Genomic DNA, 26,927 nt, shown 5'->3' with positions numbered 1-26,927 from the left:
TCGGCTGTTCACTAACTCCATTTCGCAGTGGTTTGCTTCATATCGGGAATACCCGGAAGGCGACCACAGCGCACCCTCATCCGGCGCTACGCGCCACCTTCTCCCGCAGGAGAAGGGACAGGCAAAGGACTCTAGAAATGGCTGAAAACTACGACGTCGTCGTCATCGGTGCCGGTCCGGCCGGTTATCACGCCGCCATCCGCGCGGCCCAGCTGGGCATGAAGGTCGCCTGCATCGACGCCGCACTCGGCAAGGACGGCAAGCCCGCCCTGGGCGGTACCTGCCTGCGCGTGGGCTGCATCCCGTCCAAGGCGCTGCTGGATTCTTCGCGCCAGTTCTGGAACATGGGCCACCTGTTCGGCGACCACGGTATCAGCTTCAACGACGCCAAGATGGACGTGCCCACCATGATCGGCCGCAAGGACAAGATCGTGAAGCAGTTCACCGGCGGCATCGCGATGCTGTTCAAGGCCAACAAGATCACCCCGTACTACGGCTTCGGACAGCTGCAACCGGGCAACATCGTCAAGGTGACCCAGCACGAAGGCGGCGAAATCGAGCTGAAGGGCACCAACGTGATCCTGGCGGCCGGTTCGGAATCGATCGAACTGCCGTTCGCCAAGTTCGACGGCGACACCATCGTCGACAACGTCGGCGGCCTGGATTTCACCGCCGTGCCCAAGCGCCTGGCGGTGATCGGCGCTGGCGTCATTGGCCTGGAGCTGGGCAGCGTGTGGAAGCGCCTGGGCGCCGAGGTCACCATCCTCGAAGCGCTGCCGGACTTCCTGTCGCTGGCCGATGCCGAAGTGGCCAAGACCGCGTTGAAGGAATTCAAGAAGCAGGGCCTGGACATCAAGCTCGGCGCCAAGGTCAGCAAGACCGAGATCACCGGCAGCGGCGATGCCAAGCAGGTGGTGCTCAGCTACACCGACGCCGCGGGCGAGCAGACCCTGACCGTGGACAAGCTGCTGGTGGCCGTGGGCCGCAAGGCCGCGACCAAGAACCTGCTGGCCGACGGCACCGGGGTCAAGGTCACCGACCGTGGCCAGATCGAGGTCGACGGGCATTGCCACACCGGCGTGGACGGCGTGTGGGCGATCGGCGACTGCGTGCGCGGCCCGATGCTGGCGCACAAGGGGTTCGAAGAAGGCATTGCCGTGGCCGAACTGATCGCCGGCCTGCCGGGCCACGTCAACTTCGACACCATTCCGTGGGTCATCTACACCGAGCCGGAGATTGCCTGGGTCGGCAAGACCGAGCAGCAGCTCAAGGCCGAAGGCGTCGCCTACAAGGCTGGCAGCTTCCCGTTTGCGGCAATCGGGCGTGCGGTCGCCATGGGCGAGCCGGCCGGCTTCGTCAAGGTGATCGCCGATGCCGAGACCGACCGCGTGCTGGGCATGCACCTGGTGGGCGTGGGCGTGTCCGAGCTGGTGCACGAAGGCGTGCTGACGATGGAGTTCAACGGCTCGGCGGATGATCTGGCGCGCATCTGCCACGCGCATCCGACCCTGTCCGAGGCGATCCACGATGCCGCGATGGCCGTGAGCAAGCGCGCGATCCATAAGGCGAACTGAGTGGGGCCGGGATTTGGGATTCGGGAGTGGGGATTCGTAAACGGCTCCCTCTCCTGACCCTCTCCCGGAAAGGACATGACGCCGGGCTAAAAGCCCGGCGTCATGTTTTTCAGGCACGCTCAAAACAATCCTGCAAAGTTCATTTCGGCGGGCCCCTAGATGGCATCGACGCAGCGCGCGCCCGTTTTTACGAATCCCCAATCCCGAATTCCGAATCCCATGAAAAGCATCTGCGTCTACTGCGGTTCCAACGCCGGTAACAAGCCGGCCTATGCCGAACGCGCCACCGCCCTGGGCACGCGCATCGCCGAGCAAGGCCTGCGGTTGGTTTACGGCGGTGGCAACGTCGGCCTGATGGGCACGGTGGCCAACGCGGTACTCGCCGCCGGCGGCCAGGTCACCGGCGTGATCCCCAAGCAGCTGGCGGACTGGGAAGTGGCGCACCGCGGACTGACCGAGCTTGAGATCGTCGGCTCCATGCATGAGCGCAAGATGCGCATGTTCGAGCTGTCCGATGCCTTCGTCGCCCTGCCCGGCGGTTTCGGCACCATGGAAGAGATTTTCGAAATGCTGACCTGGCGCCAGCTCGGCATCGGCAACAAGCCCTGCGCGTTCCTGGATATCGAAAATTTCTATGCGCCGCTGATCGGCATGATCGATCGCATGGTGGAAGAACGGTTCCTGCACCCGGATCAGCGCACCGACCTGTGGTACGGCGCCGATATCGAGCAGATGCTGGAGTGGATGCAGCACTACACGCCGGCGCAGGCCTCCAAGTGGATCGACGAGAAGCGTCGCGCGACGCTGGTGTAGTCGACGACACTTCAAGCCCACCTGGTTTCATCGCGCGCCGTGCCTGCGACGACGTGCGGTGAAACTGGCCGGCACCCGCGTCAACTCGCCGATCCACCGAGGGTGAGATCGCTCGGCACTATTCCATCCGCCATGACTGCGCTCCGCGGCCGCAGCGCCAATCCGACAGCCAGGGTCTTCCAGTCCGCCACCACGACTGCGGCAACCGGCATCGCTGCCTCGCTTAGAATGGCAGCGATGCCCGATACCCTTGCCGCTGACGCGCACCACAGCCTGGACATCAAGCACAGCCGCTTTCTGGCCCATGCCTGTGCGCTCGACGCTGCGGCCCAGGCGCTGGAGATCGTGCAGCGCGTCTCCACGCCAGATGCCACGCACAACTGCTGGGCCTATCGCTTTGGGCAGGATTACCGCTCCAGCGACGATGGCGAGCCGAGCGGCACCGCCGGCCGGCCGATCCTGGCGGCCATCGACGGCCAGGGATTCGATCGGGTGGTGGTGGTCGTCACGCGCTGGTATGGCGGCATCAAGCTTGGTGCCGGAGGACTGGTCCGCGCCTACGGTGGCACCGCCGCCGAATGCCTGCGCCTGGCAACGCGGCGGCCGTTGATCGCAGTCACGCTGCTCGACCTGCACTGCCAGTTCGACGATCTGGGCCTGGTGCACGCCGCGCTTGCCGCCTTCCACGCCGACAAACTAGACGAGCAGTTCGACGCGACAGGCGCAGCGCTACGCGTGCAACTGCCTGCAGATCAGCTTGCCGGCTTGAAAACGCGCCTGTGCGACGCCACTCGCAATCGTGTCCACATCTCACTTCCGGAAACCGCATGAATCAGCCAGCCGCCAGGCCCAGTCCGTTGCGGAAGCTTGGCAGCCTGCGCACCTTGTGGCCATTCGTGCAACGCCAGCGCGGCCTGTTCGCGGCATGGCTGATTGCGCTGGCGGTGTCGTCGGCGGCCACGCTGAGCCTGCCGGCCGCGGTCAAGCGCATGATCGACCACGGCTTCTCCGGTGGCGCACAGATCAACCAGGCATTCGCGCTGCTGTTTGCCGTGGCGGTGGTGCTGGCGTTGGCCACGGCGGCGCGCTTCTACTTCGTTTCGCTGCTGGGGGAAAAGGTCGTCGCCGACCTGCGCGGGCGGTTGTACGCGCACCTGATCGGACTGGATGCCGGGTTTCACGACCGCAGCCGCAGCGGCGAGCTGGTGTCGCGGCTGTCGGCAGACAGCGAGCTGCTGCGTGGGCTGATCGGCACCACCATGTCGGTGGCGCTGCGCAGCTCGGTGACGGTGATCGGCAGCATGGTGATGTTGTTCGTCACCAGCCCGCGCCTGGCCGGCTTCACCCTGATCGGCATTCCGCTGGCGGTGCTGCCGATCGTGCTGGGCGCACGCCGGCTGCAGAAGATCTCGCGTGCCAGCCAGGACCGCGTGGCCGATGCCAATACCCTGGCGGCCGAAACGCTGGGCGCAGTGCGCACCGTGCAGGCGCATGCGCGCGAGCGCTACGAAAGCCAGCGCTTCAGCCAGGCGCTGTTTGCCGCCATCGACACCGCGCGGCTGCGGATCCGCACCCAGGCCGGCGTCACTGCGGTGGCGATCGTGCTGATCTTCGGCGCCATCGTCGCGGTGCTGTGGCTGGGCGCGCACGACGTGGTGGCCGGGCGCATGACGCCGGGCACGCTGGGGCAGTTCGTGCTGTATGCCTTGATTGGCGGCGGCTCGGTCGGCGCGCTGGCCGAGGTCTGGAACGAGTTGCAACGTGCTGCCGGCGGCATGGGCCGGGTCGGCGAACTGCTCGAAGAACAACCGGCGATCGTGGCGCCGCCCGTGCCCACGCCGCTGCCGCACCCGCTGCGTGGCGCGATCCATTTCGACCAGGTCGTGTTCCATTACCCGCAGCGTCCCGACACGCCGGCGCTGGATGGCTTCGATCTGCAGGTCAGCCCCGGCGAAACCGTTGCCCTGGTCGGTCCCTCGGGGGCCGGCAAGAGCACCGTGCTGTCGATGCTGCTGCGCTTCCATGACCCGGCCAGCGGCAGCGTGCGCATCGACGGGGTGGACCTGCGCCAGACCGACCCGGTGCGGCTGCGCGAACACATCGCCTTGGTCCCGCAGCAACCCACCCTGTTTGCCGCCAGTGCAGCCGACAACATCCGCTACGGCCGCCTGGAGGCCAGCGCGGCCGACGTGGAAGCCGCGGCCACCGCTGCGGAGGCAGATGGCTTCCTGCAGGCACTGCCGCAGGGCTACGCCAGCGAACTCGGCGAGCGCGGCACGCGCCTGTCCGGTGGCCAGCAGCAACGCGTGGCGATCGCGCGTGCGCTGCTCAAGGACGCGCCGATCCTGTTGCTGGACGAGGCCACCAGCGCACTGGACGCGCAGAGCGAGCGCGCCGTGCAACAGGCACTGGACCGGCTGATGCAGGGCCGCACCACCCTGGTCATCGCGCACCGCCTGGCCACCGTGCTCAAGGCCGACCGCATCGTGGTCATGGATGCCGGCCGCATCGTGGCACAGGGCACGCATGCGCAGCTGATCGCCGAAGGTGGCCTGTATGCCGAGCTGGCGCGCTTGCAGTTCATCGATCAATGACCACGGCTTGATCCCGACCCGTGGGCGATGCGCGTCGGACGAGCCGGCGCAGCGTCCCCGGGCAAACTGCCCCGACCGACGTGCCCATGCCCCGCCCCAAGACCACCCTCCGCCAGCTCAGTTATTTCGTCGCGCTGGCCGATACCGGCAGCTTCACCCGTGCCGCCGACCAGATGGGCGTCTCGCAGCCGTCGCTGTCGCAGCAGATCCGTGCACTGGAAACCATCATCGGTGCGCCGCTGTTCGAGCGCGGCGTGCCGGCCATCCTGACCCCGCTGGGCCGCGACCTGCTCGACCGCGCGCGCAGCATCCTGCTCGACGTCACCGATCTGGAGGAAGTGCGCGCCACCTCGGCCGACCCGTTGATCGGCACCATCCGCCTCGGTGTCTCGCCGACCCTGGGCGCCTATCTGATGCCCAGCCTGGTCGCGCGTCTGCACCGCGAGCACCCGGCGCTGCGCGTGCATGTGCGCGAGGGTCTGCCGACGGTGCTGGCCAGCGACCTGGCCAACGGCGTGCACGACCTGATCCTGGCGCAACTGCCGGTGGCCGGACGCAGCCTGCACAGCGAGCGGCTGTTCCGCGAACCGCTGCACGTCACCATGGCCGCCGATCACCCGCTGCGCAGCAAGCGCTGGATCACCCCGGCCGACCTGTGCGGCGCCAACCTGCTCACCCTGATGCCGGAGTACCGCCTGGCCGAACAGGTGGCCGCCATTGCGATGGAGGTCGGTGCCCATGTCCTGCGCGATTACGAAGGCACCAGTCTGGATGCGATCCGCCAGATGGCCGGCATGGGCATGGGCCTTGCATTGCTCCCGGACCTGTACGTACGCCAGGAAATCCGCGAAGGCGACGACGTGGTGGTTCGGCCGGTCAAAGGCGGGCGCTACTATAGGGAGATCGGTTTGCTCTGGCGGCAGGGTGCCGGTCGCGCGCCCGCCTTCGGTTTGATCGCCGATCTGCTGCGTGCGGTAGCCGCATAGGAAAATCCTATGCGCTGAATAAGCGCCGCAGCCTTGTTCCAGGGCCGGCAACTCGTCAATGTTTCACTGAACTCATCAACGGATAGCGAATGGCGGCCAAGCGGATCGGATGGCGGGAAGCGGTGGGCTGGCTGGCGGAAATCGTCGGGCCGGACATGCCGTATGTGCGTCTTGCCATGGTGTACGGCGTTGCGATCAGCTTGCTGTCGCTGGCCACGCCCATCTCGGTGCAGTTGCTGATCAACAGCGTTGCCAACACCGCGCTGCCCACCCCGCTGTGGACGCTGTCGGGCCTGTTGCTGGGGTTGCTGCTGCTGGTGACCTGCCTGAGCGCCATGCGGGTGTGGATGATGGCGTTGTTCGAGCGCCGCCTGTTCGCGCGGGTGGTGGCCGAGATCACCGTGCGTGCGGTGCACGCGCAGAATCCGTTCTTCGCCGACCAGAACCGTGGCGACGTGTTCAACCGCTACTTCGATCTGGTGGTGGTGCAGAAGGCCGTGCCCAGCCTGGCGGTCGGCGCCTTCACCATCGTGCTGCAATCGGCAGTGGGCCTGATCGTCACCAGCTTCTACCACCCGTTTTTCCTGGGCTTCAACGCGTTGCTGCTGATCACCATCTTCTCGATCTGGATGATCTGGTCGCGCGGCTCGATCCGCACCGCGGTCGAGCTGAGCCACGCCAAGCACAATGCCGCGCACTGGCTGGAAAGCGTCGGCGGCTCCAACGGCTTCTATAAATCCAGCCGCCACCTCAATTTCGCGATGGACCGCTCCGAGGCGGTCACCGCTGCCTACGTCGCACAGCATCGGCGTCATTTCCGCTACACCTTCACCCAGACCGTGGCGTTCCTGCTGACCTATGCGGTGGCCAGCGCAGCGCTGCTGGCGCTGGGCGGCAGCCTGATCCTGCGCGGCGAATTGTCGATCGGCCAGCTGGTGGCGGCCGAGCTGATCCTCAGCGCGGTGTTCTACGGCATTGCGCAGCTGGGCTCGTACCTGGACGTGTTTTACGACCTGGTCGCCAGCGCAGAAGAACTGTCGTTGCTGTACGCCATCCCCCAGGAACGCGCAGTGGCCGCGGCCGGCAAGACGCCCGGCAATAGCGCGGTGCGGCTGGATGGCGTGGTGATCGAAGGGGCGCGGTTCGATTTCGCGCTGGACGCCGGCGAGCAGCTGGTGACGCTGGCCGATGGCGGCGCCGAGCGCTTGCTGGCGATGGTGCTCAAGCGGCACGTGGTACCCGATCGCGGCCTGGTGATGGTGGGCGGCGCCGACATGGCCACCTTCGACATGTACCTGCTGCGTTCGGAAGTGACCGTGCTCGATCGCCCGACCATCGTGGAGGTCACCATCCGCGAATACCTGGCGATGGCCTCGGCCGATGTGACGTCCGAAGCGATGCTCGAAGCCATCGACACGGTGGGGCTGCGCGCGCGCATTGCCGCGCTGCCGCAGGGACTGGACACCCGGCTTGCTGCTTCCGGCTTCCCGCTGTGGATCGGCGAGGTGATGGCGCTGAAGCTGGCCAATGCGCTCCTGGTGCGCCCGCGCGTGCTGATGTTGTCGCAGCTGTACGACCTGTTGCCCGCCGAGCGCCTGACCCGGGTGCTGCGCCGCTTGAAGGAGGCCGGAACCACCGTCCTGCTGTGCACCGGCCGGCCGGAGGACATCACCCTGGATGGCTGGTTCCGGCTGGAGCCCGAGCGCCAGCAACGTTACGCCACCCGCGCCGAACTGATCGCATCCACCCAGGAGGCAGACAATGCAGCACGCCCCTGACCGGATCGCGCACTTCCCTACCCTGGCGTCCATGCGGCCGCCCAGCATCGCCAAGGTGCTGGCGTGGATGCTGCTGATCGGCGTTGCCATCGCTGCGTCCATCCTGGCGTTCGCCCCCTGGGTGCAGACTGCCAGCGGCAAGGGCCAGGTGGTCTCGCTCGATCCCGGCGATCGCCAGCAACAGGTCACCGCCTTCGTGCCCGGCCGGGTGGAGCGCTGGTACGTGCACGATGGCCAGCACGTGTCCAAGGGCGACCCGATTGCCCGCGTCGGCGACCTGGACCCGGATCTGCTCGCCCGCCTGGCCACTGAGCGCGCGCAGGTGGCGGCGGAGATCACCGCCATCCAGCAGTCACGCGCGGTTGCCAGCATTGATGTCGCGCGCAGCAAGCAGTTGCTGGACGAAGGGCTGGCCGGCCGCCGCGACTACGAGCTGACCCAGATCAAGGTGGCCGAGGCCGATGCCAAGCTGGCCGAGTCGCGCGCCAAGCTGACCCGCATCGACATCCAGTTGAATCGCCAGTCCGCGCAGCTGGTGCGCGCGCCGCGCGATGGCCGCGTGCAGCAACTCAACGCTGCCAGCGGCAGCGCCATGGTCTCGCCCGGCACGGTGCTGGCGGTGATCGCGCCGGAGCGCGTGGAGCGCGCGGTCGAGCTGTACATCGACGGCCGCGACGTGCCGCTGATTCGTCCTGGCCGCCCGGTGCGGCTGGAGTTCGAAGGCTGGCCGGCGATCCAGTTCAGCGGCTGGCCGTCGGTAGCGCACGGCATGTTCGACGGCCGCGTGCGCGCCATCGACCCCAACGCCGCGCCCGACGGCCTGTTCCGCATCCTGGTCGAACCGCAGCCTGGCAAACCGGCATGGCCGGCGCAGGAATTCGCCCGCCAGGGCGGCAAGGTGCGCGGCTGGGTGCAGGGCGAAACGGTGCGGGTGGGCTACGAACTGTGGCGCCAGCTCAACAACTTCCCGCTGGAATTTGGTCGCCGCCCCGCCGCGACCACGCAGGAGGATGGCAAGACCAAGCCTGCCGCCTCCAAGTCCGAAGACGAGGAGACGGGCAAGAAATGAGGCACCGTCTGCTTGTCCTGCTGATCGCACTGTGCCCCGGTGCGGCATTCGCCCAGGCCGCGCCGCTGAGCCTGGACGAGGTGCTGCAATCGTCCGCCCGTTCCGCACCGCAGATCGTCGAGGCGCTGGCAAAGGTGCGCCAGGCCGAAGGCAAGGGCATCTCCGCCGACGGTGCGTTCGACACCGTGTTCGATATCGAGGGCCGCTCGCGCGAGGCCGGCTATTACGACGGCAGCACCATCGAAACCGGCGTCAAGCGGCCGTTCGAGAACAACGGCGGTTATTACTACGGTGGCTACCGCTCGTCGCGTGGGTCGTTTCCGGTCTACGAAGACAAGTCCTATACCGACCGCGGCGGCGAAGTGAAGGTCGGGGCGCTGTATGCCTTGCTGCGCGACCGCGTGGTCGACGAACGCCGTACCCGTCGCAGCGTCGCCAGCGCCGACATCGATGTGGCCCAGTACGAAGCGGAGATGGTGGCGATCGGCGTGCAGCGCCGCGCCGTGGATGCCTACCAGAGCTGGGTGGCAGCCGGGTTGAAGTTGCGCGCCTACAAGGACCTGCTGGAGTTGGCCGAGCGGCGACGCAACGCGATTTCGCGGCAGGTCACGCTGGGTGCGCGCCCAACCATCCTGCTGACCGAGAACGACCAGAACCTGGTTCGCCGTCGCGCCCTGGTGGTGCGCTCAGAGCAGGACTTTGCCAACGCCGCCAACGCGTTGTCGCTGTACCTGCGCGACGAGGCCGGCATGCCGCTGATCGTCTCCACCGAGCGTCTGCCGGCAGACACCTCCGCGCTGGAAGGGCTGGCCGGTGCCAGCAAGATCACCGCGCCGGTGGAACGCCCGGATTACCGCGCCGTGCTGACCCGCATCGATCAGGCCACCGCACGGCTGATGCTGGCGCAGAACGATCTGAAACCACGGCTGGATGTCAGTTTCGAGGTCAGCAAGGATCTGGGCGACCCGGGCGTGGGTGGCCCCAACCGCTCGCAGACCGATGCGATCATCGGGTTCCGTTTCAGCGTGCCGTTGGAAAATCGCTCCGCCAAGGGCCGCGTGGCCGAAGCGCGCGCCGAGATCGAGGCGCTGGACCAACGCAGCCGTTTCCTGCGCGACCAGATCTCGGTGGAGGTGGAATCCATCGTCATCTCGCTCAATGCCGCCGAGCGCCTGGCCAAGATCGCCGACGAAGAACGCGGCCTGGCCGACCGCCTGGCTGCCGCCGAGCGACGCCGCTTCGAGCTGGGCTCGGGCGATTTCTTCCTGGTCAATCAGCGCGAGGAAACCGCCAACGACGCGCGCGTGCGCCTGATCGATGCGCAGGCGCGCATCGCGTCGGCACGCGCCGAACTGGCCGCTGCCACGGCCGACCGGGACGCGCTGCAGCTGAGCCGTTGATGCGTGGCGCTTTGGCACGGGCGTACCGCACTGCCTGGCGGTGCATGGCGCCCCAGCCCACCCAGGTCTTGAGGTTTTTCGCGCAAGCGATTGTGGGCGCGGCCTTGCCAGGCGCCCGCGTCAGCCGCGTGCTGCAAGTACCCAGTCTCCGCGCCATCGCTCTGGCGGTCCCGCGTCATTGCCGCGACCGGCGGTGGCGTGAAGGTGCACATCTTCCGCTGCAGCGTTGCCGGGCGCGCATGACATAGCAGCGCGCCCAGCGGGCTCGACCTTCCCGTTGTCGCCGGATTGCGCAATGACGCCTGGGTAACACGTGGCTACGCATGCTCGGCGTGCCAGCACGCGCTGGTGGTGCGGGCCGATGATCCGCATTGCAACCCTCGACTCTTTCGGAGGTGCCTATGTCTTTCCGGCAATTTCCCGCGATTGGTGCAGATGGCGAGCCGTACGTCATCATCGAGTTCCGCGACGAGCACGCATCCACATCCGAAACGCACGCCGCGCCGCGGTATGAACTTCCCGACGGCCGCCATCTGCATCGGCAGGGCCAGCGTTTCGTGACCGAAGGCGGCGAGCTGCAGCTTTCCATGCCTTGAGACGGTGTTGATCATTTTTTGACCAACCAACCGGCAGCCCTTGCTGTGCGAGGGCTGCGTCCGGTTATCCACATGCTTGTGCAGCATTCATCCACACCCTGTGTGGATGAAACCGTTGCCGGCTACCTGTGCCTCGCGCAGGCGCTGTCTTAGCGCACCGAACAACTGCGCGGCGCGTGTGCACGCTCGAGTGCGCTACGGTGAACGCGCAAGCGTCGGACAGTGAACCGACAGGGCTTCAACCGATGGCGCGATCCGACCGTTCCAACACGCGCCCGATGCCACTGCGGTCGATCTCGCTCGCCGCCTGGGTCAGCGCCACCCGGTCGCTGTCGGGCTCGAAGCCGATCCGGAAGTGCAACTCGCCCACCGGCGTACGCGAGGAATGGATCGACGACAGATTCACCCCATGCTGCTCGAACACATGCAACAGCGCGCGCAGGGAACCAGGCTGGTCTTCCGGCAGGTACACGCTCAGGGTCAACGGCTCGGTGAGATCTGCCAGCAGATAGCCCACCCGTTCGTAGGTGTAGTTGCCCGCGGCCAACGCGTCGTGTTGCAGGGCCTGCGCGTTGTCGTGCAGGAACCGGGCCCGAAACTGCGCGCGTGCAGCATCGTCGCCCTGCGCGACGAGTGCACGCAGCTGTTGCAGCTGCAAGACCAAGCGGTCGAGCATTTCGCCCACGTACGGGTTGCCGAACTGGATGTCTTCGTAGATTGCGGGGTTGAGCGAGAGAATGCGCGCGATCACCGCCGTGTCCAGCTCGAACGATGCCGAGCGATACGGCATCAAGGCCTGCAACTGGCCCAGCAGCGGCGCGTAATCGCGCAAGGTGCCGGCCTGTGCCAGGTGGGTGGCATGCACCATCGCCTGCACCAGCGCCATCACCCGGTCATGGTGCTCGGGCGTGGCGTAGACGCATTCGGCCTGCAGGGCCGTGCACAAGGTCTGTACCCATGTGGACCAGCGCTGCAGGCGCGCTTCGCACACCACCATCACCCGCCCCTTCAGCGTGGGCGACTTGGGTGGCGCAGTCATCGGATGCAGGCCGACCACCTCGGCCGGCGATGCCAGCATCGCCGCCACCGGCGCCTGCTTGATCGAGGTGACATCCATCCACAGCTGCGATGCCGCGCGCGCGCCGGCAAGCGCGACATAGCGCTCGATCAAGGCGGCGGTGTGGCGAATGGGCGCGGAAAAAATCAGCACGTCCGCCCGCTGCGCCAGGGTGGCTTCGTCGATGCCGCCACTGTCGGCAGGATCGAAGCCGATCACTTCCAGCTGCATGCGCGTGCGCAGGAACTGCGCCAGCCAGCGTCCGTACGCGCCGGCAATGCCGACGATGCCGACGACCGGCTGGGGAATCATGCCAGGCGCTCGACGGCAAAACGCGGCGATGCCGCGAGCGCAGCCGGCGCGGCGGCCAGCACGTCGAACTCTTCGTACCCCGCCGCCAAGGTCGCCTCCAGTGCGCTGTGCACACCACTGAGCGCATGGCCCACCGCCTGCTCGAACGGTACATCGCGCAGCAACAAGCCGATCAGCAAGGCCATCAGCACATCGCCGGTGCCGGCCACGTCCACCGGCAGATGCGGGCTGGCCCAGCGATAGACCGCCTCGGTGCTGACCGCCAGGGTGACCAGCTCGCCTGCTGCACCGGCCACACTGTGGGCGAGCACCCACTGCGGCCCGCGTGCCAGCAAGGCAGGTGCGGCGGCGATGGCATCGTCCTGCTGCAGGCTTGGCAAGCCGGTCAAACGCCCCAGTTCGAAGGCATTGGGCGTGACCAGCCAGGCGTGCGGCAGCAAACGCTCGGCGAACACGCGCTCCAGCCCGGGTTCCACATACGGGCCGGTGTGCGTGTCGCCAATCACCGGGTCCAGGCAATAACGCAGCTGCGGCGCCTGCGGCAAGGTCTGCTCCAGCCAGTCGGCGAAAGCTTGGCCGTTCGCCAGGCTGCCGAAGTAACCGGAGACCAGCATGCGTGCACGCTGCGGCAGGCCGCGTTCGGTGGCGCCCAGCAACAAATCCGCCAGCCAGTCGGCTGGCAGGATGCGCCCGCGCAGGGTCGCGTAGAACGGCGCATTGCTCAGCAGCGTCGTCGGCACTTCGGCCACACGTAGCCCCAGCGCGCGCAGCGGCGGCACCGCAGCGCTATTTCCGGCGTGACCGTAGACCAGTTGCGACTGCACCGAGATCACATCGATCGGCGAAGGACCGTCGGGGCGCTGGCGGCGACCGTGGACGAGGTGGCTGTCGGTGGCATCGCTCATGGGTTGGCCGTCTTCGAAGAGATGACGCCATTATCCTCCGCAATGCGTGAGCGGATACGCGGGGAGTGGATCAATGTGATCCGGCGTGTACGGATGGCACGAGATGGCAGCGGTGCTTGATGCATTGCCGTATCGAGCGCGATCGATCGTTACCAAGACCGCGCCGGGTGTGTCCATGGTAATGCGAGGGCAGTGGCTGCCACGTTCGGCCATCAACTAAGGGACGCGAGCCGCTGATGCACCTGCAGGCTCGCCCTCATCCGCCCTTCGGGCACCTTCTCCCGTTGGGAGAAGGAAGATCGTTTTTTTGCCGTGTTCTGGCGGTGGAGAGGACACGATTTCGTCATCCACCGCGAGCGGCTGATGCCCCTGCAGGCCCGCCCTCATCCGCCCTTCGGGCACCTTCTCCTGATGGGAGAAGGAAGATCGTTTTTCTGCCGTTTTCTGGCGTTGCGAAGGACACGATTACGTCATCCACCGCGAGCGACGGATGCCCTGCACGCGCACCCTCATCCGCCCTTCGGGCACCTTCTCCCGATGGGAGAAGGAATGAGGTCTTGCCGCGACGGGAAACGCATGGCGTCTCCTGTCGCTGCCTGCGAGACAGACGTCGCTTACGACGTCATACGGTCCCAGAAACCCTTGACGCCATCGATGAAGGTGGCCGACTTGGGCGAATGCTTGCGCGCATCCTCACCGGTGAACGTAGCCTCGAACTGCTGCAGCAACTCGCGCTGATCGGCGGTGAGGTTGACCGGCGTTTCCACCACCACGCGGCAATACAGATCGCCTTCGCTGCGGCTGCGCACCGAGCGCACGCCCTTGCCGCGCAGGCGGAACAGCTTGCCGGTCTGGGTTTCGGCCGGAATGCGAATTTCCGCCTCGCCGCCAAGGGTCGCCACGCGCACGGTATCGCCGAGCGCCGCCTGCGAGATGCGGATCGGCACTTCGCAGTGCAGGTCGTCGCCATCGCGCTGGAAGATCGCATGCTCACGCACGCGCACTTCCACATACAGATCGCCCGGCGGTGTACCGGCCGGACCGGCCTCGCCCTCGCCTGCCAGACGAATCCGGTCGCCGGTATCCACGCCGGCCGGCACCTTGATCGACAGCACCTTGTCCTCTTCCACGCGCCCTGCCCCGTGGCAGGTCTTGCACGGGTTCTGGATCAACGTGCCGCGCCCGTCGCAATGCGGGCAGCTCTGCTGCATCGCGAAGATGCCGCGCTGGATGCGGACCTGGCCGCGTCCATGGCAGGTACCACAGGTCTCGACCTTGCCGTCTTCCGAGCCGCTGCCATGGCATGGCGTGCACTCGATCAGGGTCGGGATCTCGATGCGTCGCTCGATGCCGGCGACGGCTTCTTCCAGATCCAGTTCCAGGACGTAACCGACGTCGGCACCACGTCGCGCAGCGCGCGGACCGGCGGCGCCACCGCCAAAAATATTGCCGAAGATATCGCCAAAGATATCTCCCATGTCCGGGCCACCAGGCCCGCCACCACCGCCCATGCCGTGCTCGAACGCCGCATGGCCGTGCGCGTCGTAGACACGACGCTTATTGCCATCGGACAGCACTTCGTAGGCTTCCTTGCACTCCTTGAACGCCGCTTCGGCAGCAGCGTCGCCGGGGTTGCGGTCCGGGTGGTGCTTCATCGCACACCGCCGATACGCCTTCTTCAGCTCTTCGTCGCTGGCGCCACGGGCCACGCCCAGCACTTCGTAATAATCGCGTTTGCTCATGACAGGGGATCGGGAATCGGGAGAAGGGAATCGTTCAAAGCGTACATCCTCAAATCAATCAGCGTTCGGTGGGGTCCAGAACAGCGAAGGAGCGATGCCGCAGCACCGCTCCTCCGATTCTCTATTCCCTATTCCCGACTCACGCCTTCTTGTCGTCCTTGACCTCGGTGAACTCGGCGTCCACCACGTCGTCGGCGGCCTTGGAGGCCTGCGCATTGCCGCTGGCCGCATCGGCGTTGCCGCCCTGCTCTGCTGCGGCAGCCGCCGCGTACAGCGACTGGCCGGCTTCTTCCAGCGTCTTGCTGCGCGCTTCGATCTGCGCCTTGTCGTCGCCCTTCATGGCGGTCTCAAGATCCGACAGCGCCGCTTCCACCTTGCCGATCACATCGCCACCGACCTTGCTGCCATGCTCGGTGATCGCGGTGCGGGTGGCGTGGATCAGGCCATCGGCCTGGTTGCGGGTCTGCACCAGCTCCTGGAACTTCTTGTCTTCTTCGCGGTTGGCTTCCGCGTCGGCGACCATGCGCTGGATCTCTTCGTCCGACAGGCCCGAACCGGCCTTGATCTCGACCTTCTGTTCCTTGTTGGTCTTCTTGTCCTTGGCCGACACGTGCAGGATGCCGTTGGCGTCGATGTCGAAGGACACCTCCACCTGCGGCATGCCGCGCGGCGCCGGCTCGATGCCGGACAGGTCGAACTTGGCCAGCGACTTGTTGAAGCGGGCCTGCTCGCGCTCACCCTGCAACACGTGCACGGTCACGGCCGACTGGTTGTCTTCGGCGGTGGAGAAGGTCTGCGAGGCCTTGGTCGGGATGGTGGTGTTCTTTTCGATGATCTTGGTGAACACGCCGCCCATGGTTTCGATACCCAGCGACAGCGGGGTCACGTCCAGCAGCAGCACGTCCTTGACGTCGCCAGCCAGCACGCCGCCCTGGATCGCAGCGCCCACGGCCACGGCTTCGTCCGGATTGACGTCCTTGCGCGGTTCCTTGCCGAAGAAATCGGCAACCGCCTGCTGCACCTTCGGCATGCGGGTCTGACCGCCGACCAGGATCACTTCGTTGATGTCGCTGGCGCGCAGGCCGGCGTCGTTCAACGCGGTGCGGCACGGCTCGATCGACTTCTTGACCAGGTCTTCGACCAGCGCTTCGAGCTTGGCACGCGTCAACTTGATGTTGAGGTGCTTCGGGCCCGAGGCGTCGGCAGTGACGTACGGCAGGTTCACTTCGGTCTGCTGGCTGGTCGACAGCTCGATCTTGGCGCGCTCTGCCGCGTCCTTCAGGCGCTGTAGCGCCAACGGATCCTTGCGCAGATCGATGCCCTGATCCTTGTTGAACTCGTCGACCAGGTACTCGATGACGCGGTTGTCGAAGTCTTCGCCGCCCAGGAAGGTGTCGCCGTTGGTGGCCAGCACTTCGAACTGCTTCTCGCCATCGACCTCGGCGATTTCGATGATCGAGACGTCGAAGGTACCGCCGCCCAGGTCGTACACGGCAATCTTGCGGTCGCCGCCGTTCTTGTCCAGGCCATAGGCCAGGGCTGCCGCGGTCGGCTCGTTGATGATGCGCTTGACGTCCAGACCGGCGATGCGGCCAGCGTCCTTGGTGGCCTGACGCTGGCTGTCGTTGAAGTACGCCGGCACGGTGATGACCGCTTCGGTGACCTTCTCGCCGAGGAAGTCTTCGGCGGTCTTCTTCATCTTCTCCAGCACGCGCGCGGAAATTTCCTGCGGCGCCATGCGCTTGCCATCGCTGGTCTGCACCCAGGCATCGCCGTTGTCGTGCGCCAGGATGCCGTACGGCACGTGCGAGATGTCCTTCTGCACTTCGCCGTCGGTGAACTTGCGGCCGATCAGGCGCTTCACCGCGTAGAAGGTGTTCTTCGGGTTGGTCACGGCCTGGCGCTTGGCCGAGGCACCGACCAGCACTTCGCCGTCCTTGGTGTAGGCGACGATCGAGGGCGTGGTGCGGTCGCCTTCGGAATTTTCGATGACGCGGGCCTTGCCGCCGTCCATGATCGCCACGCACGAGTTCGTGGTGCCGAGGTCAATACCAATGATCTTGCCCATGGATACGCTCCTGATGATTCTGTAGCTGTGTCCGGCGACGCCGGGTCTGGCTGAGATGTGGGGGTGGTGCGCAGGTGTTCAAGCCATCCGTGCGCATCTGTGTTTCACCGGCGCGCCTGGCAGTTCAGCCGGGCGCTGCCGGTCAGTCGTGCTTGGCCACGACCACCAAGGCCGGGCGCAGCAGGCGGTCGTTGAGCAGGTAGCCCTTCTGGAACACCTGCACGATGTGGCCGGGCGCAATGCCTTCGGCCTCGCCCTGGCTGATCGCCTGGTGCTGGTCGGGGTTGAACGGCTGGCCGACCGGGTCGAGCAGGGTCAGGCCGTTGTCGGCAGCGACCTTGAGCAATTGCTTGTAGGTCATGTCCAGGCCATCGCGCAGCGGGCTGGGTTCGCTGCCGGCGGCGGTCAACCCGGCGTCCAGGCTGTCGAACACCGGCAGCAGCTCGCCCAGCAGCTTCTCATTGGCGAACTTGCGGGCGTTCTCGACATCGCGCGCGATGCGCTTGCGCTGGTTCTCCAGGTCGGCGCGCTCGCGCAGGGCGTCGGCCTTGACCAGGGCGATCTCGCTGCGCAGCGACTCGATCTCGGCCTTGAGCGGATCGGTCTCGGGTGGGTTCTGGGACAGGTCTTCGGAGTCGAATTCGGGGTGGTCTTGGTTCATGTGCAGTTCCCGGGCAAGCGGAACGCCCGCCCCAACGTCACCCCGTATGTGGGCGCTCGCGCGCGTTTCAAGCAAACAATCGCGCCGATCGCCGCCGGTTATCGCGCGCCGGGCGGCTCCATGGCCGCGCCCAGCACCTCGGCGGCGGTCTGCACCAGCGGAATCACCCGGTCATAGGCCATGCGTTTGGGACCGATCACGCCCAGCACGCCCAGCACCTGGCCGTTGGCGGTGTATGGCGCGGTGACCAGCGAGACATCGTCCAGCGACACCATGCCGGTTTCCTCGCCGATGAAGATGCGCACGCCCGGCGCCTGGATGGTGCGTTCGAGCAACTGCAGGATCTCGCGCTTGCTGGCAAAGGCCTCGAACAGCTCGCGCAGCCGGTCCAGGTCCGACAGGTCCTGCACGCCCATCAGGCGGGTCTGCCCGGCCATCACCATGTCGTCGGCATCGGCCGGCACCAGCGCCTCGCTGGCCAGGTCCACGCTGTGCGCCAGCAGCTGCTCCATCTCGCTCTTGGCCATGCGCAGCTCGCGCAGCAGGCTGACGCGGATGTCCGACAGCGCGCGCCCGGCGAACTGCGCATTGAGGTAATTGGCCACCCGTTCCAGCTCGGCTGGCTCGTAGGCGCGGCGCGGCTCGATCACCCGGTTCTGCACCTCGTTGTCGGCAAACACCAGGATCGCCAGCACCCGGCGCGCGTCCAGCGCCACGAAATCGATATGCCGGAACGCAAACTGCTCACGCCGCGGCGCACTGACTACCCCGACGAAGTGACTCATCGCCGACAGCATCTGCGAGGCGCTGCCCAGCAACGACTGGGTGCCGTTGCCGCTGGCCAGCTCCGCGCGCAGGCGGCGCACTTCGTCTTCGCCGGGCGGCTGCATCTGCACCAGGCTGTCGACGAAGACCCGGTAGCCATGCGCAGTCGGAATGCGCCCGGCCGAGGTGTGCGGGGAGCTGAGCAGGCCTACGTCTTCCAGGTCGGCAAGAATGTTGCGGATGGTGGCCGGGCTGACATCCAGCCCGGCATGCTGGGCCAGGGTCTTGGACCCCACCGGCTCGCCGTCGCGGATATAGCGCGCGATCAGCGTGCGCAGCAACTGGCGGGCGCGGGGATCGAGCATTGGGGACTGGGACGCGCGCATGGGATCATCCGGTGAGACTGGGCATAGATAATGTCTGGCCCCGGGGATGGCAAGCGTCCGATTCCCCGTCTGCCCCTCCCACCCTAAGCTTCCCCAAAGCGTTCACACTCGACCCCATGCTCAGACACCTCTCGATCAAGGATTTCGCCGTTGTCCGTGCCACCGAACTGGAATTCGGGCCGGGCATGACCGTGGTGTCGGGCGAAACCGGCGCCGGCAAATCGCTGATGGTGGACGCGCTGGGCTTTCTGTCCGGCCTGCGCGCCGACAGCGGCGTGGTGCGCCACGGCGCCGACCGCGCCGAACTGTCGGCCGAATTCCAGCTCCCGGCCGAGCACCCCGGCCTGGCCTGGCTGGCCGACAACGAACTGGATGACGATGCCCAGTGCCAGCTGCGTCGGATCATCCGCGCCGATGGCGGCTCGCGTGCCTGGATCAACGGCCGCCCGGTCACCTCCTCGCAACTGGCCGAACTGGCCTCCCGGCTGGTGGAAATCCATGGCCAGCACGAACACCAGGCCCTGATGGCCCGCCACAGCCAGCTCGCCCTGCTCGACGCCTATGCCCGTAACAGCGCCCAGCGCGAGCAGGTGCGCCAGGCCAGCCAGCGCTGGCAGGCACTGCTGGACGAGCGCGACGCGCTGTCGGCGCAGGGCGATGTCTCTGACCGTATCGGCTTCCTCGAGCACCAACTGGCCGAGCTGGAACGCGAGGACCTGGACCCGGCCGCGATCGCCGCGCTGGACGTCAATCACCGCCGCCAGGCCCATGCCACCGCGCTGATCGGCGCCTGCGACAGCGTGGCCCAACAGCTCAACGGCGACGACGGCGCCAGCGCGCTGGGCCTGTTGCAGGACAGTCGACACGATCTGGCCCGCGTGGCCGAGCACGAACCGCGCCTGGGCGAGGTGGACGCACTGCTGGACAGCGCCGTGATCCAGATCGAAGAGGCGCTGGCGCTGCTCGACCGCGTGCGCGACGACCTGGATGCCGACCCGGCCCAGTTCGAGGCCATGGAACGCCGCCTCGGCCGGCTGCACGACCTGGCGCGCAAACATCGCGTCGCCCCGGACGAGCTGGCCGCCCACCGCGACCACCTGAGCGCCGAGGTGGAGAGCCTGCGCGGCGCCGACGAGCGCCTGCAGCAGCTGGACAAGCACATCGACACCGCCACCGGCGTCTGGCGCAGTGCGGCCAGCGTGCTCAGCGCCAGCCGCCAGAGCGCCGCCGAGGCCCTGTCGGCCGCCACCACCACCCTGATCGGCGAACTGGGCATGGGCGGTGGGCAATTCCTGATCCAGCTGCAGCCACACGACAGCGCCCGGCCGGACCCCAACGGCGCCGAGCGGGTGGAATTCCTGGTAGCCGCCAACGCCGGGCAACCGCCGCGCGCCCTGCGCAAGGTCGCCTCCGGCGGCGAGCTGTCGCGTATCTCGCTGGCCATCGAGGTGGCGGCGCTCGGCCTGGACAGCGTGCCGACCATGGTGTTCGACGAAGTGGATTCGGGCATCGGCGGCGCGGTGGCCGATATCGTCGGGCAAAAGCTGCGCGCACTGGGCGAAGAACGCCAGGTGCTGTGCGTGACCCACCTGCCGCAGGTTGCGGCCAAGGGCCACGCACATTACCGGGTCAGCAAGGCACCGGTGGACGGCATGACCCAGAGCGCGGTCGAACTGCTCGGCCCGCAGGCCCGCCAGGAAGAACTGGCGCGCATGCTCGGCGGCGTGGAAGTGAGCAAGGAAGCCCGCGCGGCTGCCCGCAAGCTGTTGCAGAGCGCCTGATCGGGGCCGGCAGCGCCTAGTGCCGCTACGCCGGTGCGACGGCGGCGGCAGTGATGACGCGTGGCAGCACGACCGTCGTGCGCTTGCGAGAGTCCTTTCCACTGATGAGGCTCCCTTCCCCCGCCTGCGGGGGAAGGTGCCCGAAGGGCGGATGGGGCGACATCGCTGCGACGCGCCTACGACAGGCGCGACAGCCGTACACGGTGTCGCCCCTCATCCGGCGCTGCGCGCCACCTTCTCCCGCCAGCGGGAGAAGGGATGCCTGGCTGCGCGTGATCTGCCGGTTGCACTGCAACTGACGACCCACCTACTCCCTTCCCCCGCCTGCGGGGGAAGGTGCCCGAAGGGCGGATGGGGGCGACATCGCGGCAACACGACCACGACAGGCGCGACAGCCGTACACGGTGCCGCCCTCATCCGGCGCTGCGCGCCACCTTCTCCCGCCAGCGGGAGAAGGGATGCCTGGCTGCGCGTAATCTGCCGGTTGCACTGCAACTGACGACCCATCTACTCCCTTCCCCCGCCTGCGGGGGAAGGTGCCCGAAGGGCGGATGGGGGCGACATCGCGGCAACACGACCACGACAGGCGCGACAGCCGTACACGGTGTCGCCCTCATCCGGCGCTGCGCGCCACCTTCTCCCGCCAGCGGGAGAAGGGATGTCTGGCTGAGCGCGATGTCGGTTGCACTGCGACTGACCACCTACCTGCTCCCTTTTCCCGCCTGCGGGAGGAGGTGCCCAAAGGGCGGATGGGGCGACATCGCTGCAACACGACCACAACAGGCGCGACAGCCGTACACGGTGTCGCCCTCATCCGGCGCTGCGCGCCACCTTCTCCCGCCAGCGGGAGAAGGGATGTCTGGCTGAGCGCGATGTCGGTTGCACTGCGACTGACCACCTACCTGCTCCCTTTCCCGCCTGCGGGAGAAGGTGCCCAAAGGGCGGATGGGGCGACATCGCTGCGACGCGCCTACGACAGGCGCGACAGCCGTACACGGTGTCGCCCCTCATCCGGCGCTGCGCGCCACCTTCTCCCCCCAGCGGGAGAAGGGATGCCTGGCTGCACGTGATCTGCCGGTTGCACCGCAACTGACCACCCCCCGCGCCCTTTCCGCCGCCTGCGGGGGGGAAGCTGCCCGAAGGGCGGCTGGGGCGACATCGCTGCGACGCGCCTACGACAGGCGCAACAGCCGTACACGGTGTCGCCCCTCATCCGGCGCTGCGCGCCACCTTCTCCCGCCAGCGGGAGAAGGGATGCCTGGCTACGCGCGATCTGCCGGTTGCACCGCAACTGACCACCTACCCCGCCCTTCCCCCGCCTGCGGGGGAAGGCGCCCGAAGGGCGGATGGGGGGCAAGCCCGTGCATCAAATCCACCAACACACCCCACAACGCACAAGGCGGCCGAAGCCGCCTTGTCATTCGCCCCTGCAATACACCTGGCTCAGCGCGGGCGCTTCTTGCGCACGTACAGCACCAGCGAATGCTCTTCCAGCTCGTAGCCGTGCTTGGCCGCAATCTGGCGCTGCAGCGCTTCGATCTCTTCGCTTTCGAACTCGATGACGTGGCCGGTATCCACATCGACCATATGGTCGTGGTGGCCGCCGCGATCGAGCTCGTATACGGCCTGCCCGCCCTCGAAATTGTGCTTGAGCACCAGGCCGGCGGCTTCGAACTGCGTCAGCACGCGGTACACCGTGGCCAGCCCGATCTCGTCGCCGTGATCGAGCAGCTGCCGGTAGATGTCTTCTGCGCTGAGGTGATGCTGGTTGCTCTTCTGTTCGAGCAACTCCAGGATCCGCATGCGCGGATGGGTCACCTTGAGCCCGACTTTGCGCAGGTCGTGGGTTTCCATATGTTCTCCGTTCATTGGCGATTTAGCGCCAGCTGCCATCAAACGGGTCGCGGCGACCGGCGGGAGTGTATCATCGGCGTGATTTCCTCAGCACTTACTCCCCGATGCGCAATCTCCTGCTGGTCGCCGCCATTGCTCTTTCCACCGCTGGCTGCGGCATCATCTACAAGCAGCCGATCTACCAGGGCAACCTGATCAAGCAGAACGCCGTGGAGCAACTGCAGGTAGGCCAGAGCAAGCAGCAGGTCAGCGCGTTGCTGGGGACGCCGTCCATTCCCGACCCGTTCCATGCGCAGCGTTGGGACTACACCTCCACCCAGCGCGTCGACCGCCTGGCGCATACCGAAGTCAAGAATTTCACCGTGTTCTTCGAGAACGATCAGGTGACGCGTTGGGAAGGCGATTATTTCCCGTCGCAGGACGAGCAGCTGGCTAAATCCGCGCCCAAGCAGTTCGGCCGCAACCTGGCCCGCGACAAGAAGAAGCAACGCGGCCGTTGATGGCCCGGTTGCAGTTCGGGCGATTGCCCGGCCCTATGCAGCGCCTTGAAAACCGGCCAGTGATGCCGGTTTTTTTGTTCCATCTGTGCGGAACAGTTCGCTCAACAACACTTCGCCTGACGACGAGGGACAACCGTGCAACTACGTGCCGGATCCGCTCTTCCGGCCGGGCGCAGCCCGTCGACGACGCGCTTCCTTGGGGTCCAGCAGCAGTGGCCTGAGCAATTCGATCCGGTCGCCCGCGCACAATGCCTGCTCCGGCCGCACCACCACACCGTGAATCGCCAGCGCGGCGGGCGTGCAGTCCCGCGTCAGCCCGGAGGAGGCCACCGCCTCGGCAACCGTCGTGCCCTGCGGCACCTCCAGCTGCACGCTGCTGTAGCGGTCAGGCCAGGCCAGGACGACCTCCACCTGCACCGTCATACGTCGCCGCGGTCGGCGACGCGCACGAAGTCGTTGACCATGCGATCGGCCAGGCCCTGGAAGCCCAGCGCCAGCGCCGGGCCCAGCAAACGCGAGCTGGTCTCCACTTCGAGGGTCAGGCTGACCTTGCACGCGTTCTCGCCCAGGGCCTGAAATTCCCACAGGCCTTCCAGGCGCTTGAACGGCCCGTCGCGCAAATGCATCACGATGCGCTCGGGGCGTTCGAGGATGTTCTCGGTGGTGAACCAGGTGCGGAACGAGCCCAAGCCCAGATCCAGACGCGCCACGATGTGCGCATCGTCCTGCTCGAGCACGTGGGCAGCGTCGCACCAGCCGAAGCGGCGCGGATAGGCGGCGACATCATTGACCAGATCGAACATGCGGGAGGCGCTGTGTTCGACCAGGGCGCTGCGACGGATGATAGGCATTCGCTAACTTGTGAAAGACGGAAGATCGTTTGACGACACCGAATCGGCGACAATGGCGGCATGAGCAAGAAACCATCCAAGGATAAAGCAAACGGCGCGAAGGCCACGAAAACCATCGCGCTGAACAAGCGTGCGCGCCACGAATACCACCTGGAAGAACGCTACGAAGCCGGTCTGGCGCTGCAGGGCTGGGAGATCAAGGCGATCCGCGCCGGCCGCGCCAACATCGTCGACGGTTACGCGTATGTCCGTTCCGGCGAGATCTACCTGATCGGCGCCCAGATCACCCCGTTGATCCAGGCCTCCACGCACACGGTGCCGGTGGAACGACGCGACCGCAAACTGCTGCTGCACCGCGCCGAGATCGACAAGGTGCTCACCCGCGTCGAGCGCGAGGGCTACACCCTGGTGCCCACCGCGCTGTACTGGAGCAGCAACAAGGTCAAGCTGGAAATTGCCCTGGCCAAGGGCAAGCAGAATCACGACAAGCGCGATGCCGCCAAGGACCGCGACTGGCAACGCGACAAGCAGCGCGTGATGCGCCGGCATAATCGTGATGCCTGAGGAGCTGGGATTCGGGAATCGGGAATCGGGAATCGGGAATCGGGAATCGTAAAAGCCTACCTGGTCGTGCGGTGCGGCAGCTGGACTCGCGGCGAGTCGGTCGAAGCAGCCCTCGCTGTTGCGATTCCCGATTCCCGACTCCCGAATCACGTCTTTCCAAGCATGCGCATCAAATTCGGTACTCCCCTGCCCTGTACGTAGCGGTCGCGCTGCAGGTCGGTGCTGGTGTCCAGCAGCAGTTGCTTGATCCGGTCGGGGAAGCCGATGAACTCGCGGCGCGCCGATAAAAACCCGGCCAGAACGCCCGAGACATGCGGCGCGGCCATGCTGGTGCCGCTCATTTCCACCATCAGGCTGGCCGGGTCTTTCGGGTCGAAGTCGTAGTAAGCCGACACGATCTTTTCGCCCGGCGCCACCACGTCGGGTTTGCCGCGGCCATCGGCGGTGGGCCCGCGCGAAGAGAAATACGACACGCCATAGTTGTGCGGGCTGCTCTTGTGCACCGAGCCCACCACGATGGCCTCTTCCAGATTTCCCGGATCGCTGATCGACAGGTCCATGTTGGCCGGATAGGCATCGCCATCCTTGCCCATCAACCACGCCAGCCCTTCGTTACCGGCGGCCACCACCACCAGCACGCCTTGCCGCCATAACCGCCGCAATTCGTTGCACAGCGGGGTAAAGCCGCAGCCATAGCTTTCCGGGTCGAAATAGCCGCCCAGGCTCAGATTGACGCCGTGGATGACCAGTTCGCCAGCGCGTTCGTTGATCGCGGCCACCTGTTGCACCGCCTTGATCATCCACGAGTCGCGGCCGTCGCCGGCATCGTCGAGCACCTTGAAACCATACAGCCGAGCGTCCGGCGCCATGCCGGAAAACTCGAGCGGGCGACCGGGCGTGCCGTGCGCATCGGCAATCACCGCCTGACACTGGCCGGCGATGATGCCGGCAATGTGCGTGCCGTGCCCATGCCGATCGAGCCGGGTGAACGCTTCGCCATCGGCGCGCGTCAGTTGCCGGGGCGCGCCGCGCCGCGTGCAATCCCATTGCGCCACCACGTTGTCGCGCTGCCCCTTGGCGAAGAAATGCGGATGCCCGGCCGCGATGCCGGTATCCAGGACTGCCCAGCCGATCTCCTGCCCGCGCGCGCGATACGCCGTGCGCGCGGCATCGGCGTGCAGCACGTTGCCGGAGACGTGAATCAGCGCGCGCTTGCCGGCATCACGCCACACCCGGCGAAAGCCCAATGCGCGATAGCGGTCCTGCAACGATTCGATTTCGAAGCGGGTCAGCCGGGCCGAGACGAACCGCTGCAGGCCATCTTCCAGTTCGATCGCTTCATCCAGGGCATCGCCTGTCAGGCCGGTGCTGCGTGCGGCGGTCTCGCGCAGCTGGTGCAGCAGCTGCGCACGCACGCTGCCCGGGTCGTGCCCCGACAGCCGCCGATCCAGCTCGATCAGTACCTCGTGCCGATGGTCGGGGCCATGCGCTTCGAGCTGCTCACTGAGATCCTTGATCAACACCGCGTTGGACACCGGTTGATCGAAGCCGACGCCAACCGCCTGACGCACGGCGGCGCGCACCTGCGGGATCGACAGATAGCCCGAGCCCGAGTGGGCGTTGTGCTGCCAATCCGGATTCAGCCGCGCGCCGGCCAGGTTGTCAAAACGTCCCTTGGCATTGGCGATGTCATCGGTGAGATCCGGGTCCAGCGCGATCGGGTCGCGCGTTTCGGCCACGTTGATCCACTGCTGGACGCAGTCGGGAAACGGCAGCTTGCGGGTGCCGGTCCAGCGCTTGAACATGCTGCGCACCTGCGGCAACCCCAGCGGTGATCCCAGGGTTAAAAATAGCGTCACCTCGCAGTCGGCGGCGCGCAGTTGCCGCAACACGTCGTAGGCAATCATCGAGCCCTGGCTATGGGCGACCACCACAAACGGCCCGCCGCCCGAGCGCAACCGCTGCACCAGGCTGTCGCGCATCAATGCGGCACGCTCCGGTACGAAAAAAAAGTCATGCACGTCCTGCAACAGCGCAGCGGAGATCAGCCGCAGCAGGACCCGATTGACCGCATCGACCGGCCCTTTGGCCTGCACGCTGCCCGCGCCGTTTTTGCCATCCAGCTCGTCGAGCAGGCGATGCAGATCAGACCGCTCCTGTTCGCCCTGCGCCAGTGCGTCTGCAAGCAGATGCAGATCCTGCTCGCCCGGCACCACCCCCAGCGTGCTCAATGCCCGCTGCACGCCCTGATTGAGCGCCGGCCCCACATCGCGCGCATCGCAAGTGCCCGGCTCGGCGACCGGATAGCGCTCGCGATTGACCCAGTACGCGAGCCGGGTGCGCTCCCCCATCGGCCGCCCGAACAGCGCCTTGTCCCACTGGCACCGCAACACCTCGGCCGGCGGCTTGTTACCGATGCCATGGATATAGATCACGGTGCGCGCCTTGCCCTGCACGCGCGTGGCGGCGACAGCCGGTTCATTCGCCTGCCGGGTGCGTTGCACTCGCTGGCGCGACGGTGCGGGTTCGGTGTCGCCGGCCGTGCGCGACATGGCGCGCCGCGTGCGTGAACGTGGGGGCTTGCCTGTCGCCATCGCTTCGCTCCTTCGCTTGCAGACTGTTCGGTTCGGTACCGCCTGAAGCCACTGTAAGCGCAGCCCATCTCAACACT

At 66.6% G+C, this 26,927-nt stretch carries 22 protein-coding genes; 12 read left to right on the top strand and 10 right to left on the bottom strand.

Annotated elements, in window-relative coordinates:
* Positions 1-137: 137 nt before the first annotated feature.
* From lpdA to ACCQ10_RS07780, 9 genes are all read left to right on the top strand, one after another.
* On the top strand, positions 138-1,574 hold the full coding sequence (gene lpdA / locus ACCQ10_RS07820; RefSeq protein WP_184442149.1) for a dihydrolipoyl dehydrogenase: 1,437 nt from the start codon (positions 138-140) through the stop codon (positions 1,572-1,574).
* Between the two features lie 219 nt (positions 1,575-1,793).
* Positions 1,794-2,387 carry an LOG family protein gene (locus ACCQ10_RS07815; RefSeq protein ID WP_039403243.1) on the top strand — a complete coding sequence of 198 codons (594 nt, stop codon included), beginning with the start codon at positions 1,794-1,796 and terminating at the stop codon, positions 2,385-2,387.
* 228 nt (positions 2,388-2,615) lie between these two features.
* Positions 2,616-3,218: an IMPACT family protein gene (locus tag ACCQ10_RS07810; RefSeq protein WP_372363079.1), complete on the top strand. Its 603-nt coding sequence runs from the start codon at positions 2,616-2,618 to the stop codon at positions 3,216-3,218.
* The gene (locus tag ACCQ10_RS07805) at positions 3,215-4,981 is read left to right on the top strand and encodes an ABC transporter transmembrane domain-containing protein (protein ID WP_104580013.1); all 1,767 of its coding nucleotides are present in this window, start codon (positions 3,215-3,217) and stop codon (positions 4,979-4,981) included. Before ACCQ10_RS07810 ends, ACCQ10_RS07805 begins: the two co-directional genes overlap by 4 nt.
* 86 nt (positions 4,982-5,067) lie before the next feature.
* Positions 5,068-5,967: a hydrogen peroxide-inducible genes activator gene (locus tag ACCQ10_RS07800; RefSeq protein WP_104580012.1), complete on the top strand. Its 900-nt coding sequence runs from the start codon at positions 5,068-5,070 to the stop codon at positions 5,965-5,967.
* An 89-nt stretch (positions 5,968-6,056) separates the two neighbouring features.
* On the top strand, positions 6,057-7,745 hold the full coding sequence (locus tag ACCQ10_RS07795; protein ID WP_372362691.1) for an ABC transporter transmembrane domain-containing protein: 1,689 nt from the start codon (positions 6,057-6,059) through the stop codon (positions 7,743-7,745).
* Positions 7,729-8,814: an HlyD family secretion protein gene (locus ACCQ10_RS07790; protein WP_372362690.1), complete on the top strand. Its 1,086-nt coding sequence runs from the start codon at positions 7,729-7,731 to the stop codon at positions 8,812-8,814. The genes ACCQ10_RS07795 and ACCQ10_RS07790 overlap by 17 nt, the downstream gene beginning before the upstream one ends.
* Positions 8,811-10,214, top strand: coding sequence for a TolC family protein (locus ACCQ10_RS07785; protein ID WP_104580011.1), 1,404 nt, complete (start codon positions 8,811-8,813; stop codon positions 10,212-10,214). The genes ACCQ10_RS07790 and ACCQ10_RS07785 overlap by 4 nt, the downstream gene beginning before the upstream one ends.
* 401 nt (positions 10,215-10,615) lie before the next feature.
* Positions 10,616-10,810, top strand: a complete 195-nt coding sequence (locus tag ACCQ10_RS07780; RefSeq protein ID WP_166752672.1) for a hypothetical protein — start codon at positions 10,616-10,618, stop codon at positions 10,808-10,810.
* Between the two features lie 238 nt (positions 10,811-11,048).
* Here ACCQ10_RS07780 and ACCQ10_RS07775 read toward each other — a convergent pair whose 3' ends face one another.
* The 6 genes from ACCQ10_RS07775 to hrcA all read right to left on the bottom strand — a co-directional run bounded on the left by ACCQ10_RS07775 (position 11,049) and on the right by hrcA (position 18,685).
* On the bottom strand, positions 11,049-12,179 hold the full coding sequence (locus ACCQ10_RS07775; protein ID WP_372362689.1) for a prephenate dehydrogenase: 1,131 nt from the start codon (positions 12,177-12,179) through the stop codon (positions 11,049-11,051).
* Positions 12,176-13,084 carry a pyridoxal kinase gene (pdxY, locus tag ACCQ10_RS07770; protein WP_372362688.1) on the bottom strand — a complete coding sequence of 303 codons (909 nt, stop codon included), beginning with the start codon at positions 13,082-13,084 and terminating at the stop codon, positions 12,176-12,178. The genes ACCQ10_RS07775 and pdxY overlap by 4 nt, the downstream gene beginning before the upstream one ends.
* A gap of 614 nt (positions 13,085-13,698) precedes the next feature.
* Positions 13,699-14,826 (bottom strand): molecular chaperone DnaJ, encoded by a 1,128-nt coding sequence (dnaJ, locus tag ACCQ10_RS07765; RefSeq protein WP_372362687.1) that lies wholly within the window; start codon positions 14,824-14,826, stop codon positions 13,699-13,701.
* A gap of 139 nt (positions 14,827-14,965) precedes the next feature.
* The gene (gene dnaK, locus ACCQ10_RS07760; protein WP_104580007.1) at positions 14,966-16,894 is read right to left on the bottom strand and encodes a molecular chaperone DnaK; all 1,929 of its coding nucleotides are present in this window, start codon (positions 16,892-16,894) and stop codon (positions 14,966-14,968) included.
* A gap of 142 nt (positions 16,895-17,036) precedes the next feature.
* Complete coding sequence (grpE, locus tag ACCQ10_RS07755) at positions 17,037-17,555, bottom strand: nucleotide exchange factor GrpE (protein ID WP_047696740.1); 519 nt, start codon at positions 17,553-17,555, stop codon at positions 17,037-17,039.
* Positions 17,556-17,653: 98 nt separating this feature from the next.
* A complete protein-coding gene (gene hrcA / locus ACCQ10_RS07750) occupies positions 17,654-18,685 on the bottom strand; it encodes a heat-inducible transcriptional repressor HrcA (RefSeq protein WP_039403282.1) in 1,032 nt (343 codons plus the stop codon).
* Between the two features lie 137 nt (positions 18,686-18,822).
* On the opposite strand from hrcA, the gene recN reads away from it, so the two are divergent.
* Positions 18,823-20,487, top strand: coding sequence for a DNA repair protein RecN (gene recN, locus ACCQ10_RS07745; protein WP_039403283.1), 1,665 nt, complete (start codon positions 18,823-18,825; stop codon positions 20,485-20,487).
* 1,443 nt (positions 20,488-21,930) lie between these two features.
* Here the strand turns inward: recN and fur are convergent.
* Positions 21,931-22,341, bottom strand: a complete 411-nt coding sequence (gene fur / locus ACCQ10_RS07740; protein WP_005988392.1) for a ferric iron uptake transcriptional regulator — start codon at positions 22,339-22,341, stop codon at positions 21,931-21,933.
* Between the two features lie 104 nt (positions 22,342-22,445).
* On the opposite strand from fur, the gene ACCQ10_RS07735 reads away from it, so the two are divergent.
* Entirely contained in the window at positions 22,446-22,841 is a 396-nt protein-coding gene (locus ACCQ10_RS07735; protein WP_039403293.1) for an outer membrane protein assembly factor BamE, read from the top strand.
* Positions 22,842-22,982: 141 nt separating this feature from the next.
* Here the strand turns inward: ACCQ10_RS07735 and ACCQ10_RS07730 are convergent, their stop codons facing one another.
* Both ACCQ10_RS07730 and ACCQ10_RS07725 read right to left on the bottom strand, forming a co-directional pair.
* Positions 22,983-23,264 (bottom strand): RnfH family protein, encoded by a 282-nt coding sequence (locus ACCQ10_RS07730; protein WP_184442135.1) that lies wholly within the window; start codon positions 23,262-23,264, stop codon positions 22,983-22,985.
* Positions 23,261-23,692 carry a type II toxin-antitoxin system RatA family toxin gene (locus ACCQ10_RS07725; protein ID WP_104580004.1) on the bottom strand — a complete coding sequence of 144 codons (432 nt, stop codon included), beginning with the start codon at positions 23,690-23,692 and terminating at the stop codon, positions 23,261-23,263. The genes ACCQ10_RS07730 and ACCQ10_RS07725 overlap by 4 nt, the downstream gene beginning before the upstream one ends.
* Positions 23,693-23,752: 60 nt before the next feature.
* Between ACCQ10_RS07725 and smpB the strand changes: the two genes are divergently transcribed.
* The gene (gene smpB / locus ACCQ10_RS07720) at positions 23,753-24,256 is read left to right on the top strand and encodes an SsrA-binding protein SmpB (protein ID WP_005988385.1); all 504 of its coding nucleotides are present in this window, start codon (positions 23,753-23,755) and stop codon (positions 24,254-24,256) included.
* Positions 24,257-24,402: 146 nt separating this feature from the next.
* Here the strand turns inward: smpB and ACCQ10_RS07715 are convergent, their stop codons facing one another.
* Positions 24,403-26,850: a S8 family peptidase gene (locus tag ACCQ10_RS07715; protein ID WP_372362686.1), complete on the bottom strand. Its 2,448-nt coding sequence runs from the start codon at positions 26,848-26,850 to the stop codon at positions 24,403-24,405.
* Positions 26,851-26,927 lie beyond the last annotated feature (77 nt).

The sequence above is a fragment of the Xanthomonas sp. NCPPB 1325 genome (assembly GCF_041477645.2).
Classification (GTDB): Bacteria; Pseudomonadota; Gammaproteobacteria; order Xanthomonadales; family Xanthomonadaceae; genus Xanthomonas; species Xanthomonas cannabis.
Note: the sequence above shows the minus strand (reverse complement) of the source record. Positions and strands in the feature narration are given on the sequence as shown.

What these genes read in the sequence shown, in the direction of transcription:
- ACCQ10_RS07725 (WP_104580004.1), bottom strand. Translation starts at nt 23,692, where the DNA reads ATGCCTATCATCCGTCGCAGCGCCCTGGTCGAACACAGCGCCTCCCGC.
- smpB (WP_005988385.1), top strand. Translation starts at nt 23,753, where the DNA reads ATGAGCAAGAAACCATCCAAGGATAAAGCAAACGGCGCGAAGGCCACG.
- ACCQ10_RS07805 (WP_104580013.1), top strand. Translation starts at nt 3,215, where the DNA reads ATGAATCAGCCAGCCGCCAGGCCCAGTCCGTTGCGGAAGCTTGGCAGC.
- ACCQ10_RS07715 (WP_372362686.1), bottom strand. Translation starts at nt 26,850, where the DNA reads ATGGCGACAGGCAAGCCCCCACGTTCACGCACGCGGCGCGCCATGTCG.
- lpdA (WP_184442149.1), top strand. Translation starts at nt 138, where the DNA reads ATGGCTGAAAACTACGACGTCGTCGTCATCGGTGCCGGTCCGGCCGGT.
- ACCQ10_RS07735 (WP_039403293.1), top strand. Translation starts at nt 22,446, where the DNA reads ATGCGCAATCTCCTGCTGGTCGCCGCCATTGCTCTTTCCACCGCTGGC.
- ACCQ10_RS07790 (WP_372362690.1), top strand. Translation starts at nt 7,729, where the DNA reads ATGCAGCACGCCCCTGACCGGATCGCGCACTTCCCTACCCTGGCGTCC.
- fur (WP_005988392.1), bottom strand. Translation starts at nt 22,341, where the DNA reads ATGGAAACCCACGACCTGCGCAAAGTCGGGCTCAAGGTGACCCATCCG.
- hrcA (WP_039403282.1), bottom strand. Translation starts at nt 18,685, where the DNA reads ATGCTCGATCCCCGCGCCCGCCAGTTGCTGCGCACGCTGATCGCGCGC.
- dnaK (WP_104580007.1), bottom strand. Translation starts at nt 16,894, where the DNA reads ATGGGCAAGATCATTGGTATTGACCTCGGCACCACGAACTCGTGCGTG.
- ACCQ10_RS07785 (WP_104580011.1), top strand. Translation starts at nt 8,811, where the DNA reads ATGAGGCACCGTCTGCTTGTCCTGCTGATCGCACTGTGCCCCGGTGCG.
- recN (WP_039403283.1), top strand. Translation starts at nt 18,823, where the DNA reads ATGCTCAGACACCTCTCGATCAAGGATTTCGCCGTTGTCCGTGCCACC.
- ACCQ10_RS07815 (WP_039403243.1), top strand. Translation starts at nt 1,794, where the DNA reads ATGAAAAGCATCTGCGTCTACTGCGGTTCCAACGCCGGTAACAAGCCG.
- ACCQ10_RS07800 (WP_104580012.1), top strand. Translation starts at nt 5,068, where the DNA reads ATGCCCCGCCCCAAGACCACCCTCCGCCAGCTCAGTTATTTCGTCGCG.
- ACCQ10_RS07730 (WP_184442135.1), bottom strand. Translation starts at nt 23,264, where the DNA reads ATGACGGTGCAGGTGGAGGTCGTCCTGGCCTGGCCTGACCGCTACAGC.
- dnaJ (WP_372362687.1), bottom strand. Translation starts at nt 14,826, where the DNA reads ATGAGCAAACGCGATTATTACGAAGTGCTGGGCGTGGCCCGTGGCGCC.
- ACCQ10_RS07775 (WP_372362689.1), bottom strand. Translation starts at nt 12,179, where the DNA reads ATGATTCCCCAGCCGGTCGTCGGCATCGTCGGCATTGCCGGCGCGTAC.
- pdxY (WP_372362688.1), bottom strand. Translation starts at nt 13,084, where the DNA reads ATGAGCGATGCCACCGACAGCCACCTCGTCCACGGTCGCCGCCAGCGC.
- ACCQ10_RS07795 (WP_372362691.1), top strand. Translation starts at nt 6,057, where the DNA reads ATGGCGGCCAAGCGGATCGGATGGCGGGAAGCGGTGGGCTGGCTGGCG.
- grpE (WP_047696740.1), bottom strand. Translation starts at nt 17,555, where the DNA reads ATGAACCAAGACCACCCCGAATTCGACTCCGAAGACCTGTCCCAGAAC.
- ACCQ10_RS07780 (WP_166752672.1), top strand. Translation starts at nt 10,616, where the DNA reads ATGTCTTTCCGGCAATTTCCCGCGATTGGTGCAGATGGCGAGCCGTAC.
- ACCQ10_RS07810 (WP_372363079.1), top strand. Translation starts at nt 2,616, where the DNA reads ATGGCAGCGATGCCCGATACCCTTGCCGCTGACGCGCACCACAGCCTG.